General features: G+C 70.9%; 17 protein-coding genes and 1 pseudogene. 13 read left to right on the top strand and 5 right to left on the bottom strand.

Going from position 1 to position 15,916, the window contains the following annotated elements:
- Window positions 1-5 precede the first annotated feature (5 nt).
- From ACFRKB_RS08775 to ACFRKB_RS08760, 4 genes and pseudogenes are all read left to right on the top strand, one after another.
- On the top strand, window positions 6-1,523 hold the full coding sequence (locus tag ACFRKB_RS08775) for an aldehyde dehydrogenase family protein (protein ID WP_383104409.1): 1,518 nt from the start codon (window positions 6-8) through the stop codon (window positions 1,521-1,523).
- Window positions 1,520-2,428 carry an aldehyde dehydrogenase family protein gene (locus ACFRKB_RS08770; protein ID WP_383104408.1) on the top strand — a complete coding sequence of 303 codons (909 nt, stop codon included), beginning with the start codon at window positions 1,520-1,522 and terminating at the stop codon, window positions 2,426-2,428. Before ACFRKB_RS08775 ends, ACFRKB_RS08770 begins: the two co-directional genes overlap by 4 nt.
- Window positions 2,429-2,519: 91 nt before the next feature.
- Window positions 2,520-2,771 carry a type II toxin-antitoxin system Phd/YefM family antitoxin gene (locus ACFRKB_RS08765; protein WP_383104407.1) on the top strand — a complete coding sequence of 84 codons (252 nt, stop codon included), beginning with the start codon at window positions 2,520-2,522 and terminating at the stop codon, window positions 2,769-2,771.
- Window positions 2,765-2,890 (top strand): annotated as a pseudogene (locus tag ACFRKB_RS08760) (type II toxin-antitoxin system RelE family toxin); the annotation flags it as partial. The gene ACFRKB_RS08765 and the pseudogene ACFRKB_RS08760, both read left to right, overlap by 7 nt.
- 41 nt (window positions 2,891-2,931) lie before the next feature.
- On the opposite strand, the gene ACFRKB_RS08755 reads toward ACFRKB_RS08760, so the two are convergent.
- The gene (locus ACFRKB_RS08755; protein WP_383104405.1) at window positions 2,932-3,351 is read right to left on the bottom strand and encodes a hypothetical protein; all 420 of its coding nucleotides are present in this window, start codon (window positions 3,349-3,351) and stop codon (window positions 2,932-2,934) included.
- Window positions 3,352-3,522: 171 nt separating this feature from the next.
- Between ACFRKB_RS08755 and ACFRKB_RS08750 the strand changes: the two genes are divergently transcribed.
- Together ACFRKB_RS08750 and ACFRKB_RS08745 are read left to right on the top strand one after the other, a co-directional pair.
- A complete protein-coding gene (locus ACFRKB_RS08750) occupies window positions 3,523-4,224 on the top strand; it encodes a hypothetical protein (protein ID WP_383104403.1) in 702 nt (233 codons plus the stop codon).
- Between the two features lie 320 nt (window positions 4,225-4,544).
- Complete coding sequence (locus ACFRKB_RS08745) at window positions 4,545-5,432, top strand: septum formation family protein (protein WP_383104402.1); 888 nt, start codon at window positions 4,545-4,547, stop codon at window positions 5,430-5,432.
- A 251-nt stretch (window positions 5,433-5,683) separates the two neighbouring features.
- On the opposite strand, the gene ACFRKB_RS08740 is transcribed toward ACFRKB_RS08745, so the two are convergent.
- Window positions 5,684-6,493 carry a SigE family RNA polymerase sigma factor gene (locus tag ACFRKB_RS08740; protein WP_383104401.1) on the bottom strand — a complete coding sequence of 270 codons (810 nt, stop codon included), beginning with the start codon at window positions 6,491-6,493 and terminating at the stop codon, window positions 5,684-5,686.
- Between the two features lie 195 nt (window positions 6,494-6,688).
- On the opposite strand from ACFRKB_RS08740, the gene afsQ1 reads away from it, so the two are divergent.
- From afsQ1 to ACFRKB_RS08715, 5 genes are all read left to right on the top strand, one after another.
- Window positions 6,689-7,366, top strand: a complete 678-nt coding sequence (gene afsQ1 / locus ACFRKB_RS08735; protein WP_365972211.1) for a two-component system response regulator AfsQ1 — start codon at window positions 6,689-6,691, stop codon at window positions 7,364-7,366.
- Window positions 7,264-9,060: a sensor histidine kinase gene (locus ACFRKB_RS08730; RefSeq protein WP_383104398.1), complete on the top strand. Its 1,797-nt coding sequence runs from the start codon at window positions 7,264-7,266 to the stop codon at window positions 9,058-9,060. The genes afsQ1 and ACFRKB_RS08730 overlap by 103 nt, the downstream gene beginning before the upstream one ends.
- Window positions 9,061-9,086: 26 nt before the next feature.
- Entirely contained in the window at window positions 9,087-9,752 is a 666-nt protein-coding gene (locus tag ACFRKB_RS08725) for a hypothetical protein (protein WP_383104515.1), read from the top strand.
- 165 nt (window positions 9,753-9,917) lie between these two features.
- Window positions 9,918-10,472 (top strand): VanZ family protein, encoded by a 555-nt coding sequence (locus ACFRKB_RS08720; RefSeq protein WP_383104513.1) that lies wholly within the window; start codon window positions 9,918-9,920, stop codon window positions 10,470-10,472.
- A 93-nt stretch (window positions 10,473-10,565) separates the two neighbouring features.
- The gene (locus ACFRKB_RS08715) at window positions 10,566-10,766 is read left to right on the top strand and encodes a PspC domain-containing protein (protein WP_365972214.1); all 201 of its coding nucleotides are present in this window, start codon (window positions 10,566-10,568) and stop codon (window positions 10,764-10,766) included.
- Window positions 10,767-10,881: 115 nt separating this feature from the next.
- On the opposite strand, the gene ACFRKB_RS08710 is transcribed toward ACFRKB_RS08715, so the two are convergent.
- Together ACFRKB_RS08710 and ACFRKB_RS08705 are read right to left on the bottom strand one after the other, a co-directional pair.
- Window positions 10,882-11,229 carry an ATP-binding protein gene (locus tag ACFRKB_RS08710; protein WP_383104396.1) on the bottom strand — a complete coding sequence of 116 codons (348 nt, stop codon included), beginning with the start codon at window positions 11,227-11,229 and terminating at the stop codon, window positions 10,882-10,884.
- 189 nt (window positions 11,230-11,418) lie between these two features.
- Window positions 11,419-12,552 carry an adenosine deaminase gene (locus ACFRKB_RS08705; protein ID WP_383104394.1) on the bottom strand — a complete coding sequence of 378 codons (1,134 nt, stop codon included), beginning with the start codon at window positions 12,550-12,552 and terminating at the stop codon, window positions 11,419-11,421.
- A 253-nt stretch (window positions 12,553-12,805) separates the two neighbouring features.
- Between ACFRKB_RS08705 and ACFRKB_RS08700 the strand changes: the two genes are divergently transcribed.
- Window positions 12,806-13,486 carry an alpha/beta hydrolase gene (locus ACFRKB_RS08700; protein WP_383104512.1) on the top strand — a complete coding sequence of 227 codons (681 nt, stop codon included), beginning with the start codon at window positions 12,806-12,808 and terminating at the stop codon, window positions 13,484-13,486.
- 12 nt (window positions 13,487-13,498) lie between these two features.
- On the opposite strand, the gene ACFRKB_RS08695 is transcribed toward ACFRKB_RS08700, so the two are convergent.
- On the bottom strand, window positions 13,499-14,512 hold the full coding sequence (locus ACFRKB_RS08695; protein ID WP_383104393.1) for a LysR family transcriptional regulator: 1,014 nt from the start codon (window positions 14,510-14,512) through the stop codon (window positions 13,499-13,501).
- A 62-nt stretch (window positions 14,513-14,574) separates the two neighbouring features.
- Here ACFRKB_RS08695 and ACFRKB_RS08690 point away from each other — a divergent pair, with 62 nt between their 5' ends.
- Entirely contained in the window at window positions 14,575-15,885 is a 1,311-nt protein-coding gene (locus ACFRKB_RS08690; RefSeq protein ID WP_383104392.1) for an MFS transporter, read from the top strand.
- Window positions 15,886-15,916: the final 31 nt, after the last annotated feature.

The raw sequence follows: 15,916 nt of genomic DNA, 5'->3' as shown, positions 1-15,916 counted from the left end.
TCACCATGGCATCCGCACCCGCATCCGGTTCCGTATCCGGTTCCGCACCCGCATCCGGCTCCGCACCCGGTTCCGCGTTCCAGTACGCGCCGGCGCCCGAGTCCCGCGCCATCGTCGACATCGCGCCCTCCTACGGGCTGTTCATCGACGGCGAGTTCACCGAGGCGTCCGACGGCAGGGTCTTCAAGACCGTCAGCCCGTCCACCGAGGAGGTCCTCTCCGAGGTCGCGCGGGCCGGCGCCGACGACGTCGACCGCGCCGTCAGGGCCGCCCGCAAGGCGTTCGAGAAGTGGTCCGCGCTGCCCGGCTCCGAGCGCGCCAAGTACCTCTTCCGTATTGCCCGCATCATCCAGGAGCGCAGCCGCGAACTGGCCGTCCTGGAGACCCTCGACAACGGCAAGCCGATCAGGGAGACCCGCGACGCGGACCTCCCGCTGGTCGCCGCGCACTTCTTCTACTACGCGGGCTGGGCCGACAAGCTGGACCACGCCGGCTATGGGGCGGACCCGCGCCCGCTCGGTGTCGCCGGCCAGGTCATCCCCTGGAACTTCCCGCTGCTCATGCTCGCGTGGAAGATCGCCCCGGCGCTCGCGACCGGCAATACGGTCGTCCTGAAGCCCGCCGAGACGACCCCGCTCTCCGCGCTCTTCTTCGCGGACATCTGCCGCCAGGCGGGCCTGCCCAAGGGCGTCGTCAACATCCTCCCCGGGTACGGCGACGCGGGCGCGGCCCTCGTCGAGCACCCGGACGTCAACAAGGTCGCCTTCACCGGCTCGACGGCGGTCGGCAAGGCCATCGCCCGTTCCGTGGCGGGCACGGACAAGAAGGTCACGCTCGAACTGGGCGGCAAGGGCGCCAACATCGTCTTCGACGACGCCCCCATCGACCAGGCGGTCGAGGGCATCGTCACCGGCATCTTCTTCAACCAGGGCCAGGTCTGCTGCGCGGGCTCGCGGCTGCTCGTACAGGAGTCCGTCCAGGACGAGCTGCTGGACTCGCTCAAGCGCCGGCTGTCCACTCTGCGCGTCGGCGATCCGCTGGACAAGAACACCGACCTCGGCGCGATCAACTCCGCCGAACAGCTGGCCCGTATCACGGCGCTGGCCGACGCGGGCGAGGCGGAGGGCGCCGAGCGCTGGTCGCCCGCGTGCGAACTGCCGTCGTCCGGCTACTGGTTCGCCCCGACGCTCTTCACGAACGTCACGCAGGCGCACACCATCGCCCGCGACGAGATCTTCGGCCCGGTGCTGTCGGTGCTGACGTTCCGTACGCCCGAGGAAGCCGTGGCCAAGGCCAACAACACGCAGTACGGCCTGTCGGCCGGCATCTGGACGGAGAAGGGCTCCCGTATCCTCGCGGTCGCCGGCAAGCTCCGGGCGGGTGTCGTCTGGGCCAATACGTTCAACAAGTTCGACCCGACCTCACCGTTCGGCGGCTACAAGGAATCGGGCTACGGTCGCGAGGGCGGTCGCCACGGCCTGGAGGCGTATCTCACCCCGTCGAGCCCGGAGGGGGAGCGATGAAGAACACCGTTGATGTGACGCGACTGAGTGTCTTCAAGACCTACAAGCTGTACGTCGGGGGCAAGTTCCCCCGCAGCGAGAGCGGCCGGGTGTACGAAGTGACGGACTCGAAGGGCAACTGGCTGGCCAACGCCCCGCTGTCCTCCCGCAAGGACGCCCGCGACGCGGTCGTCGCGGCGCGCAAGGCGTTCGGCGGCTGGTCGGGCGCGACGGCGTACAACCGGGGCCAGGTCCTCTACCGCGTCGCCGAGATGCTGGAGGGCCGCAGGGACCAGTTCGTACGGGAAGTCGCGGACGCCGAGGGCCTGTCGAAGGCGAAGGCGGCCGTGGCCGTCGACGCGGCGATCGACCGGTGGGTCTGGTACGCGGGCTGGACGGACAAGATCGGCCAGGTGGTGGGCGGGGCGAACCCGGTCGCCGGGCCGTTCTTCAACCTCTCCACCCCCGAGCCGACCGGGGTCGTGACCGTACTGGCGCCGCAGGAGTCGTCGTTCCTGGGGCTGGTCTCGGTCATCGCGCCGGTGATCGCCACGGGCAATACGGTGGTGGTCGTCGCGAGCGAGAAGTCCCCGCTCCCGGCGCTCTCCCTCGGTGAGGTGCTGGCCACCTCCGACCTGCCGGGCGGCGTGGTCAACGTCCTCTCCGGCAGGACCGCCGAGATCGCGGCCCCGCTCGCGGCGCACCAGGACGTCAACGGGATCGACCTGACGGGCGCGGACGAGGCTCTCGCCAAGGAGCTGGAGATCGCGGCGGCGGACAATCTGAAGCGGGTGCTGCGCGCGGAGCATGCGGAGCGTACGGCCTGGTCGGCGGATCCCGGCACCCGCCGGCTGACGGCGTTCCTGGAGACGAAGACGGTCTGGCACCCCACGGGCAGCCTGGGCGCGTCGGGCTCGGCGTACTGAACCCTCGTACGGAAGCCCCGTTTTCCCTCGTTCGAGGGGAAACGGGGCTTACTTAGTGCACCGCACTTTGCAGAACCGTACAGTTCTGCACATGACTGACACCTACGCCATGACCGAGGCCCGAGCCAACTTCGGCACACTTGTCCGCCGGACCGCCCACTCCCGCGAACGGATCGCCATCACGGACCACGGGCACGTGGCGGCCATACTGATCAACCCGCAGGATCTGGCGGATCTGGAAGACGCGCTCGCACTGGCCGAGTACCAGTTGGAGAAGGAGCGCGGAACCCTGAAGCCGGGCATCCCGCACGCCGAAGTCGGCCGAAAGCTGGGGCTCCGGTAAATGACGTACGAGATCATCTGGGTGTGCGACGCCTGCACATCGGCGACTACCGCGTCTTCTACGTGATCGATGACGACGTCATCCGGATCCTCGTCACCCATCTCGGCCGTACGCCCTGACACACCTCGGCCGAGCCCGCGCCGTCCGGTGTCGGCGGCGGTCACCCCGTCAGCAGGCCCACCGCCCCGCCCAGCGTCGGGCCGAGCACCGGTACGTCCTTCAGCGCCGCTCCCTGGGTGACCGGGGCCGTCAGCTGGGCGGTGGATACCGGCTTGAAATCGGCGATCTGCGTGCCCACCGCGTTGTCCAGGGGATCGACGCCCGTCTTGGCCAGCGGGTAGAGCTTCAGATCCGTGAGGGGGCCCAGCACGTATCCGACAGAGCCGGTCAGGGCCTGGCCCGCCGCCGAGGAGGACTCGGCGAGCTGCTGGCCGGTGCCCGTCGCGGGCGTCGGGGCGGCCGGGTCCGCCGCCTGGGCCGCCGTACCGCCGAGACCGAGGGCCACACCCGCCGCGGTGAGGGTCAGACCGGCGCGGAGCAGAGTGCGCCGGGGAGAGAGGGAAGCTGCGTGACGTGCCATGGATTTTCCTGCCTGGCCGGGTTGATGAGTAATCGGACTGCCACGCAGAGTAGTTGAGGCAGGGTCACCGATACCAATAAACCCGCCAAACCGGCCGAACCGGCCGGCCGATCCCGCCCGATCGGTCCCCGGGGGTTCCCTGGGCAGGTACATGCCTCACACTGGTGTCCCGTGAGTTCACCAACTGTTCCGACCCGAGTCGTTCTGCTCGCGGGTCCCTCCGGCTCGGGCAAGTCGTCCCTCGCCGCCCGGACCGGCCTGCCCGTGCTGCGCCTGGACGACTTCTACAAAGAGGGCGACGACCCCACGCTGCCGCTGGTCGCGGGCAGTTCGGACGTCGACTGGGACTCGGTGCGGTCCTGGGACGCGGACGCCGCGGTCGCGGCGGTCGAGGAGCTGTGCCGTACGGGACGTACGACCGTCCCCGTCTACTCGATCGCGACCAGCTCGCGCGTGGACACCGAGGCCCTCGACATCCAGCGCACACCGCTGTTCCTCGCGGAGGGCATCTTCGCCGCCGATATCGTCGCGCGCTGCCAGGAGCTGGGTGTGCTGGCGGACGCGCTCTGTCTGCGCGGGCGTCCGTCGACGACGTTCCGGCGCCGGCTGGTGCGGGATCTGCGCGAGGGGCGCAAGTCGGTGGCGTTCCTGCTGCGGCGCGGCTGGCGGCTGATGCGGGCGGAACGGGCGATCGTGGGGCGGCAGACGGCGCTGGGCGCGTACCCGTGCGCGAAGAAGGAGGCGCTGGGCCGGATCGCGGCAGCGGCGGCCGGGCGATGCGCCAAGCCGCGTACCGCCCGGACGGCGAACACCCCGCGCACCGAACCGTCACCGTCCCCGGCATCCTCCCCGGCCGCGACCAGCCACACGTAGACGAGTAATTTCCGTGCGAGGTACCGCGTTCGGGGTACCGCGTTCCCGCACCGTTTCGAACGCCGACGCGCACAACGGGGCTGTCGGTGCGCTCCTGCGTGCACACGTCCCTCCACAGCGCGCGGCTCCACAGAAGTGTCACTGCGCCCCCCGGCTCCCCTCCGCGAGCAGCCGGGATACAACCCTCGCGGCCCGTCGCGAGTCAGAGAGGCCGGATGTGGCGAGCGCCCTCGCACAGCCGTCGCACAGCCAGGCCACAGGAATGGCATACGATGCGCACGCCGCCCCTCATAAAGATCACATAAGAGGATGTTCACGTCATGACAGTCCGTGCCCGGTATCGTTCACTTCGCGGCATATCTACCGTTGTCGCCCTGCTCGCGATCGGCGCGGTGGGATGCTCAGAGGTCTCCGACGCCGTCGACAGCGCCAAGGACGGCGCGAAGAAGGTCGCTCGCCAGCGCTCGGTGTTCTCGCTGGACATCGGCGACTGCTACAACCCGTCCGGCAAGGCCGAGGGGACGGAGTACGCCGTCGAGATAGTGCCCTGCGCCGAGGCGCACGAGGGCCAGGTCGTCGGCGAGTTCGCGATCGACGAGGGCAAGGAGTACCCCGGCGACGAAGGGGTCACGACGATCGCGGACGAACGCTGCCCGGTCGAGGCGCAGAAGTACGCCCCGGACACCTGGGCGCTCCCCAAGGGCGTCACCCTCTTCTACTACAGCCCGACCAAGGAGAGCTGGGCGACGGGTGACCGCGCGGTGAGCTGCACCTACACCGCGGAGAAGGGCACGTTCAGCGGCTCGCTGAACACCGCGAAGTCCCTCAAGCCCGAGCAGATCACGTTCCTCAAGGGTTCGAACGCGGTCTACGACGCCCTGTGGGCGAATCAGCCCGAGAAGGACGCCGTCGAGGACGACCTGGCCGGCTACAAGGCGCAGGCCAAGGCTGTTTCGGCCGCCCTCGACGCACATGTCACGGGCCTGGACGGCATCGAGGGCACCGAGGCCGGCAAGCTCCGCGCGACGCTGACGAAGGCGGCGGGGAACTGGAAGAAGGCCGCGAACGCCGCCGACGCCGACGCGTTCTACCTCGCCTACGACCCGGCGTTCACCGACATCGACCCGAACAAGTCGGTCGCCGCCCGTAAGGAACTGGGCCTGGCCACCACCGTCCCGGCCGACGAGGCCGAGGTCTGGGCGGGCTGACGCACCCTCGGACTGAATGAGTAACTCCGAGGGCTTGGCCGGCATCCGTCAGCGCGGCCACATACGGAAGCGGGACCGCACGAGCCCCCCAGGCCCGTGCGATCCCGCTTCCTGCCCCGTGTTCCCCCGTGGTTCCGGAGGCCCCCCAGCCCCCGGTTTCCCCGGTTCCCCCTGTTTCCGTGCTCCCGCCGCCTCCCCCGAGACGACGGGTCCCGCTTCCCCCGTGTTTCCCCCGCGCTTCCCCCCAGCCTTCAGGCGACCAGCTCGCCGAAGGACTCCTCCTCGTCACGGCCGAAGCTGAGGACCTCGTCCTCGCGCAGCCGGCGGAGCGACCGCCAGATGCTCGACTTCACCGTGCCGACACTGATGTCGAGGATGTCCGCGATCTCCGGGTCGGTGCGGCCCTCGTAGTAGCGCAGTACGAGCATCGTGCGCTGGAGTTCCGGCAGGCGGGAGAGCGCCTGCCAGAGCACCGCGCGCAGTTCCGTACCGCGCATCGCGTCGGTGTCGCCCGCCGTCTCCGGCAGCTCCTCCGTCGGGTACTCATTGAGCTTGCGCCTGCGCCAGGCGCTGATGTGCAGATTGGTCATGGTGCGGCGCAGATAGCCGCCGACCGCGGCCTTGTCGCTGATCCTGTCCCACGCCCGGTACGTCGAGAAGAGGGCGCTCTGCAGCAGATCCTCGGCCTCGAACCGGTCGCCGGTCAGGTGGTAGGCCGTCGCGTACAGGGAGGCGCGGCGCTCCTGGACGTACGCGGTGAACGCCGCTTCGGCGTCCGTCCGCTCCGCCAGGACCGTCCGTTCCCCCGGGGTCTCCCCGAACGCGGCTGCCCTGTTACCCCCGCTGATACCCCCGTCGCCCGGATGTCCCCCGTTGCCCGCCCGGTCCGTGCGCTCCGTGCGGTCCGCGTCAACCACCGTCATGTACGACGGCTTGTGCTGACGCCCGGCGCCGCGAACGCACCCCCGCCCGTTCACGCCGCCGGACTTCTCGTTGCTCCGCGTGACGTCATGAAGACGCGTGACCACTGCGCTTGAGGTCATGCCGTGCAGTGCGTTCATCCCGCGCCCCCCGTCGGTTGGAGTCTGCTTCGTTCCGTGTGCCAATGAGCTTGCCGGGGCAGTTTCATGGCCCTGTCCGCCGTCTGTCACAGCCCTGTCACAGGGGACTTCGGGGCTTGTGAAACGCGTGGGGAATGACAGTGGGAGCGCTCCAACGGTCGAACTCCGGTCCCCCCATGGGACACAATGACCTCCGTGCCTTTCCTGTTGCTGATCGAGGACGACGACGCCATCCGCACGGCCCTCGAACTCTCGCTGTCACGCCAGGGCCACCGAGTGGCCACCGCGGCGACGGGCGAGGACGGCCTGAAACTGCTCCGGGAGCAGCGGCCGGATCTGATCGTGCTGGATGTGATGCTGCCCGGGATCGACGGCTTCGAGGTGTGCCGGCGTATCAGGCGCACCGACCAGTTGCCGATCATCCTGCTGACCGCGCGCAGTGATGACATCGATGTAGTGGTCGGTCTGGAGTCCGGGGCCGACGACTATGTGGTGAAGCCTGTCCAGGGGCGGGTGCTCGACGCCAGGATCCGCGCGGTGCTGCGGCGCGGGGAGCGTGAGTCCACGGACTCCGCGACGTACGGCAGCCTGGTCATCGACCGTTCCGCGATGACGGTCACCAAGAACGGGGAGGACCTCCAGCTCACGCCGACCGAGCTGCGGCTGCTGCTCGAACTGAGCCGCCGGCCCGGCCAGGCGCTGTCCCGCCAGCAGCTGCTGCGGCTGGTGTGGGAGCACGACTACCTCGGTGACTCGCGGCTGGTGGACGCGTGTGTGCAGCGGCTGCGCGCGAAGGTGGAGGACGTGCCGTCCTCGCCGACCCTGATCCGTACGGTGCGCGGCGTGGGATACCGGCTGGACGCGCCTTCGTGAGTGACGTACCCAGGGGCGCCGGGCCGGACGGCGGCCCGGCGGAGAACGGCGCGCACGACGCGCACGGCGCGCGCCGCGGCCAGGACGCCGACCGGTACGGGGGCGCCTCCCCGCACGAGGGCATCGACCCGTACCGCAACCCGCGCCGCCGCGCGGGCGGTGGGGCGAGGCCGAGCGCGGCGAAGCGGCTGGTTCTCGCGGGGCTGCGCTGGACCAGTCTGCGGCTGCGGCTCGTGGTCGTCTTCGCGGCCGTCGCGCTGACCGCCGCGGTCTCCGCCTCGGGGATCGCGTACTGGCTCAACCGCGAGGCCGTGCTGACCCGTACCCAGGACGCGACGCTGGAGGACTTCCAGCAGGAGATGCAGAACCGGGCCGCGGAGCTGCCCCTGCGGCCGAGCCAGGCGGAGTTGCAGAGCACGGCCGAGCTGATGGCGGGCGACAGCCCCGGTTACAGCGTGCTGCTGATAGGCACGCGTGACGGGGGGAAGCCCATCGTGGGGGTCTCCGATCCGGACGCCTTCACCATGGACGACGTACCGGCGTCCCTCCAGAACGCGGTGAACGACAAGCAGAAGGTCACCTCCGGGAACAAGTACCCGTACCACGTCTTCTGGCAGCGCGTGGAGCGCGGCGGCACGCCCTATCTGGTCGGCGGTACGCGGATCATCGGCGGCGGGCCGACCGGGTATCTGTTCAAGTCGCTCCACCAGGAACGCACCGATCTCAACTCGCTCGCCTGGTCGCTGGGGATCGCCACGGCGCTCGCGCTCGTCGGCTCCGCCCTGCTGGCGCACGCGGCGGCGACGACCGTCCTCAAGCCCGTGCAGCGGCTGGGCGAGGCGGCGCGGCAGCTCGGCGAGGGCAAGTTCGGCACCCGGCTGCGGGTGTCGGGCGGGGACGAACTGGCCGATCTCTCCCGTACGTTCAACAAGGCGGCGGAGTCGCTCCAGAAGAAGGTCGAGGACATGAGCGCGCGGGAGGAGTCCAGCCGCCGCTTCGTCGCCGACATGTCGCATGAGCTGCGTACCCCGCTGACGGCGCTGACGGCGGTGACGGAGGTCCTGGAGGAGGAGGCCGACAGCCTCGATCCGATGATCGCGCCCGCCGTGACGCTGGTGGTGAGTGAGACCCGCAGGCTCAATGTGCTGGTGGAGAATCTGATGGAGGTCACCCGCTTCGACGCGGGTACGGCCCGGCTCGTCCTGGACGATGTCGATGTCGCCGACCAGGTCACGGCCTGTATCGACGCGCGGGCCTGGCTGGACGCAGTGGATCTGGACGCCGAGCGCGGCATCATGGCGCGGCTCGATCCGCGCCGGCTCGATGTGATCATGGCGAATCTGATCGGCAACGCGCTCAAGCACGGTGGGTCGCCGGTGCGGGTGGCGGTGCGTACGGAGGACGACTGGCTGGTCATCGAGGTACGGGACCACGGCCCCGGTATCCCCGAGGACGTCCTGCCGCATGTCTTCGACCGCTTCTACAAGGCGAGCGCCTCCCGGCCGCGCTCCGAGGGCAGCGGACTCGGGCTGTCGATCGCGCGGGAGAACGCGCATATCCACGGCGGTGACATCACCGCGGCCAATGTGCCGGACGGCGGCGCGATGTTCGTACTGCGGCTGCCCAGGGACGGCGCGGAGGCCGCGGAGGGTGACCGCGATCAGGATCCGGGAGAGGAGGGCGACGCCCGGTGACGCGCTGGAGCACGACTCGCACAGGCATGTGTCGTACGGGCACGAGCGGAACGCGGCCCGGCGTGGCCGCCTTCGGACGGTTCGCCGGTGCGCTCGCGGGTGCGCTCGCGCTCACCGCGCTCGTCGCGGGGTGCGGCATCAGGACCACCTCGGTACCGGTGGACGCCGGACCCGCGCCCTCCCGGAAGCCGTGCGAGATCTCCGGCAAGGACGTCATCACGCAGGCGCGGCCCGGCGTTCCCGTGCGGATCTATCTGGCCTGCTCCTCCGGGCTCGCGGCGGTGGAGCGCGCGGCGCGAATCCAGCAGGGCAAGGGCCCCGACGACCGGGTGCGGATCGCACAGGGGCTGCTCGACGAACTTCAGGCCCAGCCCTCCGCCGATGAGCGGGCGGCGGGGTTCAGCACGGCCGTGCGGGGACCGCTGGTCATCTCGGCCTCGCGCGACGGCGACCCCGCCGGGGCGCTGCGGCTCAGCCGCCAGCCGGAGGATCTGCCCACGACGGCGCTGGCGCAGATCGTCTGTACGTTCGCGGAGAGCGAGGCGACGGACGGGCAGGTCGTGCTGGGCGGGCCCGGCGACTATCCGGCGCGCGCCTATGGCTGCACCCCCGCGACGAAGGCCCATCCGGACGCGCCGGTGCCGACGCTCGGCCCGGTCTCGACGGCGTCCGCCTCCCCGTCCGGTTCGTAGTCCGGGGCCCACCCGGGGCCCGGACGCGACCCTGGGCGGGCCGGACGGGTGATGCCCGTCTCATGAACCCCTTCTTCCGCGGCCGGCGGAACCGTTCCCGCCGGCCACCGCGTCTTGGGGTGCGTGCGTCAAGGTCTGGACGGCAGTGCCGTCATCCGCTTCCGTATGGCGGGGTTCGTTCTCCTCCTGCTGCATCTGATGCTGGTGGGATGGCTGACGCTCCGCCCGTTGGACGTCATGTGGGTGCACGCCGCCAATCTGACGCCCTTCGCGGGTATCAAGGCCGATCTGGCGCTGGGGCCCGTCCAGGCCGCCCGGCGCATCGGCGAGGGGCTTCTGCTGCTGGCCCCGCTCGGTGTGCTGCTTCCGATGGTCGACGGCCGGCTCTTCGTCGCCGGGTGGGCCTCGATGGCCCGTACGGTCACGGCAGGCGCGATGATCTCGCTCGGCATCGAGCTGCTCCAGACCGGGGTGCCGGGCCGCGTGGTGGACGTGGACGCGCTGCTGCTCAACACGGCCGGGGTGGCCCTGGCGCATCTGGCGGTGGTTCCCGCGGGCCGGGCCCGGCTGCGCCGCGCGCGTCGTATCCGTACGGTCCCCCGCCGCGTCCCCCGCGGGGCGCACCCGGGCAGACCTGAGAACGAGTCGGGAACCGTCGTGCGGGATGAGGCTCTTCAGGGATCGACCCCGACGATTCCCAGGGTCGGCATCGCTCCGTAGAGCGACGCCCCGCCCCCTGCTCCCGGCGCACCATGGAGACATCAGGGAGCACGACGAGAGAGGCTCCCGAACAGTCCCGCGAAGGAGCCCATCATGGCCAGTCTGGTCCGCCCTCGACACGGACGGATGCTCGGTGGAGTGTGCGCGGCGCTGGCCCAGCGCTTCGGTACGTCCGCGAACACGATGCGGGTGATCTTCCTCGTCTCGTGTCTGCTGCCGGGCCCGCAGTTCCTGCTCTATCTGGCGCTGTGGCTGCTGGTGCCGGGCGAGAAGAGCGCCACGACCGCCTGGTAGCGGCCGGCTTACCCGTACAGCGGCTTACCCGTAAGGACGACAGTGGGGCGTACACCCGGATCCGGGTGTACGCCCCCACCGCTGTGTGCGCCGTGTGCGCCGTGCGGGCTCGTGCTCAGCCGCCGAGCGGGATTCCGTTGACCGGCAGCCCCTTGCCCAGACCGTTCACCGGCAGCCCGCCCACCAGCTGCTGCACGGGGTTGGCCGTCTTGACGGCGTCGACCGCGTACGGCGTGGTCTGCTGGACGGTGCCGAGCGCCAGCCCGGTCGCCGTCAGCACGTCGGGAAGCGGCGCGGGGAGCTGGCTGGTGAGGTCCTGCACCGGCAGCGTCCTGGTGACGAGGTCCTGCGCGGCACCGGCCTCGGGGGCGGCGGGCGCGGCACTGGCACTGCCCGCGGCGGTGGCGGCGAAGGCGGCGCCGAGGGCGACAGTGCCGAGGGTCTTGATGGCGGACTGCTTCATCTGGGATTTCATCCTTGGGGAAGGTGAGCGGGATGGGACTGGTGAAGGGAAAGGTGAAAACGGGGAAAATGCGAGCGGCTTTCCAAACTAGCCAGCCGCGCGTATGGCCCGCAAACACCCGTCAGCGGCCGGGATTCCGTGTTCCCGGCCGCTTCCCTGTCCCGGCGATCACCCTGCTGCCAGCAAGAACTAGCTGGTCACAGCGGTCTGCCTGAACAGCCATTCGGATTTCAGCTCGGCATATCCCGGCTTGATCACGTCATTGATCATGGCCAGTCGTTCATCGAAAGGAATGAATGCTGATTTCATCGCATTGACCGTGAACCACTGCATGTCGTCGAGTGTGTAGTCGAAGGCGTCGACCAGCAGCTCGAATTCCCGGCTCATGCTCGTGCCGCTCATCAGCCGGTTGTCGGTGTTCACCGTCGCCCTGAAGTGCAGCTTGCGCAGCAGCCCGATGGGGTGCTCGGCGATCGAGGCGGCGGCGCCCGTCTGGAGGTTGGAGCTGGGGCAGAGCTCCAGCGGGACGCGCTTGTCGCGTACGTACGCCGCGAGCCGGCCCAGCTTCACCGTGCCGTCCTCGGCGACCTCGATGTCGTCGATGATGCGCACGCCGTGGCCGAGCCGGTCGGCGCCGCACCACTGGAGCGCCTGCCAGATCGAGGGCAGCCCGAAGGCCTCGCCCGCGTGGATGGTGAAGTGGTTGTTCTCGCGCTTCAGATACTCGAAGGCGTCGAGGTGGCGGGTGGGCGGGAAGCCGGCCTCGGCGCCCGCGATGTCGAAGCCGACCACGCCCGAGTCGCGGTAGCGGTTGGCGAGTTCGGCGATCTCCAGGGCGCGGGCCGCGTGCCGCATGGCGGTGAGCAGGGCGCCGACGCGGATGCGGTGGCCGTCGGCCAGCGCCCGCCGCTCGCCTTCCCGGAAGCCGTCGTTGACGGCCTCCACGACCTCTTCGAGGGTGAGTCCGCGCTCCAGGTGCTGCTCGGGCGCGTACCGCACCTCGGCGTAGACGACACCGTCCTGCGCCAGGTCCTCCGCGCACTCCGCGGCGACCCGGAAGAGCGCGTCAGGGGTCTGCATGACGGCGCAGGTGTGGGCGAAGGTCTCCAGATAGCGTTCCAGCGAGCCGGAGTCGGCGGCCTCACGGAACCAGAGACCGAGTTTGTCGGACTCGTGCTCGGGCAGGCTCTCGTAGCCGATCTCATGGGCGAGATCGATGATCGTGCCGGGACGGAGTCCGCCGTCCAGGTGGTCATGGAGAAGGGCCTTGGGGGCGCGGCGGATCTGGTCGGCGCTGGGCGGACGGTAGGTCTGGCTCGTCATCTCCGCACTCTAACGCCTACGCGCGTAGAGCATGAGGGGTCGATATGTAACAGTGATCGGGCGGACGGGTGGAGTACACCTCTCCTTCTGAGACTGTTCTGCTATGGGACAGCAAGCGGTTCCCGGGCCGGGGGGACGTACGGCAGGCCGGGACGGTTCGGCGCGCGCGCGGCGCGCGGAGCCACGGGCACGGTTGGGCCGGGCGTTCGGCGCACCTGTCGCGGGAGCGGGAGCCGGGGCGGCGGTGGGGGGCGTGATCCTGGTGCTCCCCGAGGGCGAGCCCGTCTCCGCCCGGGGCCCCTCCCCCGTCGCGTACGCGCGCATGGTGCCGCTCCTGCGCCATCTCGCCAGGGTGGGGGCCGCCGAGGGGCTGGTCGCGCATGTGGTGCACTACGGCGGGCGCGGCTGGAACGGCGCGCAGGCGCGGCTCGCGGCGGACGCCGAGTGGGCGGCGGACGAGGCCGTACGGCGCTATGGCGATGTGCCGGTGTGCCTGGCGGGACACGGGATGGGCGGCCGGGCGGCGCTGCACGCGGCGGGCCATCCCGCCGTCAACTCCGTGCTGGCGATGGCCCCTTGGCTGCCGGAGGACGACCGGGCCGCCGAGCCGGAGCCGGTACGGCAACTGACGGGGCGTCAAGTCCTGATCATGCACGGCACCACCGACGCGCGCACCGACCCCGAGCTCTCCTACCGGCTGGCCGAGCGCGTGAAGAAGGTCAACCGGGACACCTGCCGCTTCGAGGTCCACTCCGACGGGCACGCGCTGCGCCAGCACCACCAGGAAGTCCTGGCGCTGGCCGCGGACTTCGTCCTGGGCGCGCTGCTGCCGCGCACGTACTCCCGGCCGGTCGCGGACGCGCTGGCGGCGCCGCCGCCGCTGGGGCTGCGGATGCCGCTGGCGGCCGGGTTCGGCCGGTCGCTGCGGCCGTGAGACGTACTCGCCTCAGTCCGGGAGCAGTTGGCCGCGGCGGGAGAGCAGGAAGCGCTTGAAGGCCGCCACGGGCGGGGTGTCCGGGTGGCCGTCGAGCCAGGCGACACCGATCTCGCGGGCCGCGCGGGGCGCCGTGACGGTCAGCTCGACCACCCCAGGACGGGCCACGGCGGGCGGCGGCAGCAGGGCGACGCCCAGGCCGGCCGCCACCAGGCCGCGCAGCGTCTCGGCCTCCTCGCCCTCGAAGGCGACGCGCGGCCGGAAGCCCGCCTCGGCGCACAGGTCGTCGGTGATCCGGCGCAGCCCGTACCCCGGTTCGAGGGTGACGAACGTTTCGTCGGCCGCCTCGGCGAGCCGTACGCGCCGTCGTCCCGCCAGCCGGTGGTCGTCGGGCACGACCAGCCGGAGCCGCTGTTCGTCCACCCTGCGGGCGACCAGATCGGGGGCGTCCGGCACGGGTGAGGTGAGACAGAGGTCCAGCTCGCCCGCGCGCAGCCGCTCCAGCATCGCCTCGCCGTAGTTCTGGACGAGCTGGAACCGTACCCGGGGATGGTCGGCGCGGAAGGCCCTGATCAGCGCCGGTACGGTCTCGGAGCCCATGGTGTGCAGAAAGCCGAAGGCGACCTTGCCGGACGCCGGGTCGGCGTCGGCGCGTACGGACTCGGCGGCCCGCTCGACCTCCGCGAGGGCCCGTTCGACCGAGGTGAGGAACGTCCGGCCGGCGGGGGTGAGGGAGACCGTACGGCCCTTGCGGGCGAACAGGGCGACGCCCAGGTCCCGTTCGAGCCTGACCATCGCCCGGGAGAGCGTGGACTGCGGGACGGCCATGTCCTGGGCCGCGCGGGTCACATGCTCATGGCGGGCCACCCCCGCGAAGTGGGCGAGCCGGGGCGCGAGGACCGCGGACCAGGAGTCGGGGTCCAGCCCGGCCACGGGTGCCGTGCGGTCCATGGGGCCGATGTGATCCATGTCGTGTTCGTAACTGTTCCGTGACAGCCGCGGGCGTGAGCTGGGTTCATGCACCATGGGAACGATTATCGCCGTTCTGTGCATTGGACGCATGAAGCCGCGGTGCCTACCTTCGAAGCATGCCTTCTGTCAGTACCGAGGCACCCGTCACCCCGGGTGCCTCCGCCGCGCCGTCCGCCGACACCGACGATTCACTGCTCTCCCCCGGCCGCCCCGGCTACCGCCGGATGAGCTTCGCGCTCTTCGCCGCCGGAGTCGCGACCTTCGCCCTCCTCTACTCCACACAGGCCCTGCTGCCCGCCATCTCCGCCGGGCTCGGTGTGACGGCGAGCCAGGCCAGCTGGACGGTCTCGGCCGCGACGGGCGCGCTGGCGCTCTTCGTCCTGCCGCTGAGCGCGCTGTCGGAGCGGTTCGGCCGGCGCACGCTGATGACCGTCTCGCTGGCGGTCGCGGTGGTGGTGGGGCTGCTGGTGCCGTTCGCGCCGAACGTGGAGTGGCTGGTGGCGCTGCGCGCCGTACAGGGCGCGGCGCTGGCCGGTCTGCCCGCCTCGGCGATGGCGTTCCTGGCGGAGGAGGTACGGCCGAAGGCGCTGGTCGCCGCGATCGGGCTGTTCGTCGCGGGCAACAGCGTCGGCGGGATGAGCGGCCGTATCCTCACCGGCTGGGTCGCCCAGCTGTGGGGCTGGCGGGCGGCGCTCGGCGCGGTCGGGCTGCTCGCGGTGGTGTGCGCGCTGGTGTTCCGCGCCCTGCTCCCGAAGGCACGGAACTTCACCTCGCGGTCGCTGAGTCCGCGCGCGCTGGCGAAGACGGTGGGCGGGCATCTGACCGATCCGCTGCTGCGCCGGCTGTACGCGATAGGCGCGCTCTTCATGACGGTGTTCGGCGCGGTCTACACCGTGATCGGCTACCGGCTGGTGGGAGCGCCGTTCAATCTCCCGCAGGGCGTCATCGGCTCGATCTTCCTGGTCTATCTGGTCGGTACGGTCTCCTCGGCGGCGGCCGGGCGGCTCGTCGAGCGGCTCGGCCGGCGCGGCGCGCTGTATCTGGCGGTGGGCACGACGGCGGCGGGTCTGCTGCTGTCGCTGGCCGACTCGCTCGCCGCGATACTGCTCGGACTGGTGCTGATCACGGCGGGCTTCTTCGCGGGCCACGCGGTCGCCTCGTCGTCGGTGAGCCGTACGGCGAAAACCGGCCGCGCGCAGGCGTCGGCGCTCTACCAGTCGGCGTACTACCTCGGCAGCAGCGCGGGCGGCACGCTGGGCGCGATCGCGTTCCACGCGGGCGGCTGGGCGGCGACGGTGACGCTGGGTCTGCTGGCAGTGCTCGGTGTCGTCTCCCTCACGCTGTACGGAACGCACGCGGCGCGAAGGGAGCGACGGCGGTCGCTCGCGGGGGCGCGGGCGCGAGCCGGGGGGCTCGTCACCGACTGAGTCGCGCCATTCCGTCCCCTCCGCGCAACTA

Origin of the sequence: Streptomyces scopuliridis (assembly GCF_042790125.1) — a bacterium.
GTDB classification, from domain to species: domain Bacteria; phylum Actinomycetota; class Actinomycetes; order Streptomycetales; family Streptomycetaceae; genus Streptomyces; species Streptomyces scopuliridis_A.
Note: the sequence above shows the minus strand (reverse complement) of the source record. Positions and strands in the feature narration are given on the sequence as shown.

Bases quoted from the DNA above. Each gene is read 5' to 3' on its own strand.
- ACFRKB_RS08720 (WP_383104513.1), top strand. From the start codon at position 9,918: ATGGCGGGGTTCGTTCTCCTCCTGCTGCATCTGATGCTGGTGGGATGG.
- ACFRKB_RS08770 (WP_383104408.1), top strand. From the start codon at position 1,520: ATGAAGAACACCGTTGATGTGACGCGACTGAGTGTCTTCAAGACCTAC.
- ACFRKB_RS08725 (WP_383104515.1), top strand. From the start codon at position 9,087: ATGTGTCGTACGGGCACGAGCGGAACGCGGCCCGGCGTGGCCGCCTTC.
- ACFRKB_RS08765 (WP_383104407.1), top strand. From the start codon at position 2,520: ATGACTGACACCTACGCCATGACCGAGGCCCGAGCCAACTTCGGCACA.
- ACFRKB_RS08705 (WP_383104394.1), bottom strand. From the start codon at position 12,552: ATGACGAGCCAGACCTACCGTCCGCCCAGCGCCGACCAGATCCGCCGC.
- ACFRKB_RS08710 (WP_383104396.1), bottom strand. From the start codon at position 11,229: ATGAAGCAGTCCGCCATCAAGACCCTCGGCACTGTCGCCCTCGGCGCC.
- ACFRKB_RS08715 (WP_365972214.1), top strand. From the start codon at position 10,566: ATGGCCAGTCTGGTCCGCCCTCGACACGGACGGATGCTCGGTGGAGTG.
- ACFRKB_RS08695 (WP_383104393.1), bottom strand. From the start codon at position 14,512: ATGGTGCATGAACCCAGCTCACGCCCGCGGCTGTCACGGAACAGTTAC.
- ACFRKB_RS08745 (WP_383104402.1), top strand. From the start codon at position 4,545: ATGACAGTCCGTGCCCGGTATCGTTCACTTCGCGGCATATCTACCGTT.
- ACFRKB_RS08740 (WP_383104401.1), bottom strand. From the start codon at position 6,493: ATGAACGCACTGCACGGCATGACCTCAAGCGCAGTGGTCACGCGTCTT.
- ACFRKB_RS08690 (WP_383104392.1), top strand. From the start codon at position 14,575: ATGCCTTCTGTCAGTACCGAGGCACCCGTCACCCCGGGTGCCTCCGCC.
- ACFRKB_RS08775 (WP_383104409.1), top strand. From the start codon at position 6: ATGGCATCCGCACCCGCATCCGGTTCCGTATCCGGTTCCGCACCCGCA.
- ACFRKB_RS08755 (WP_383104405.1), bottom strand. From the start codon at position 3,351: ATGGCACGTCACGCAGCTTCCCTCTCTCCCCGGCGCACTCTGCTCCGC.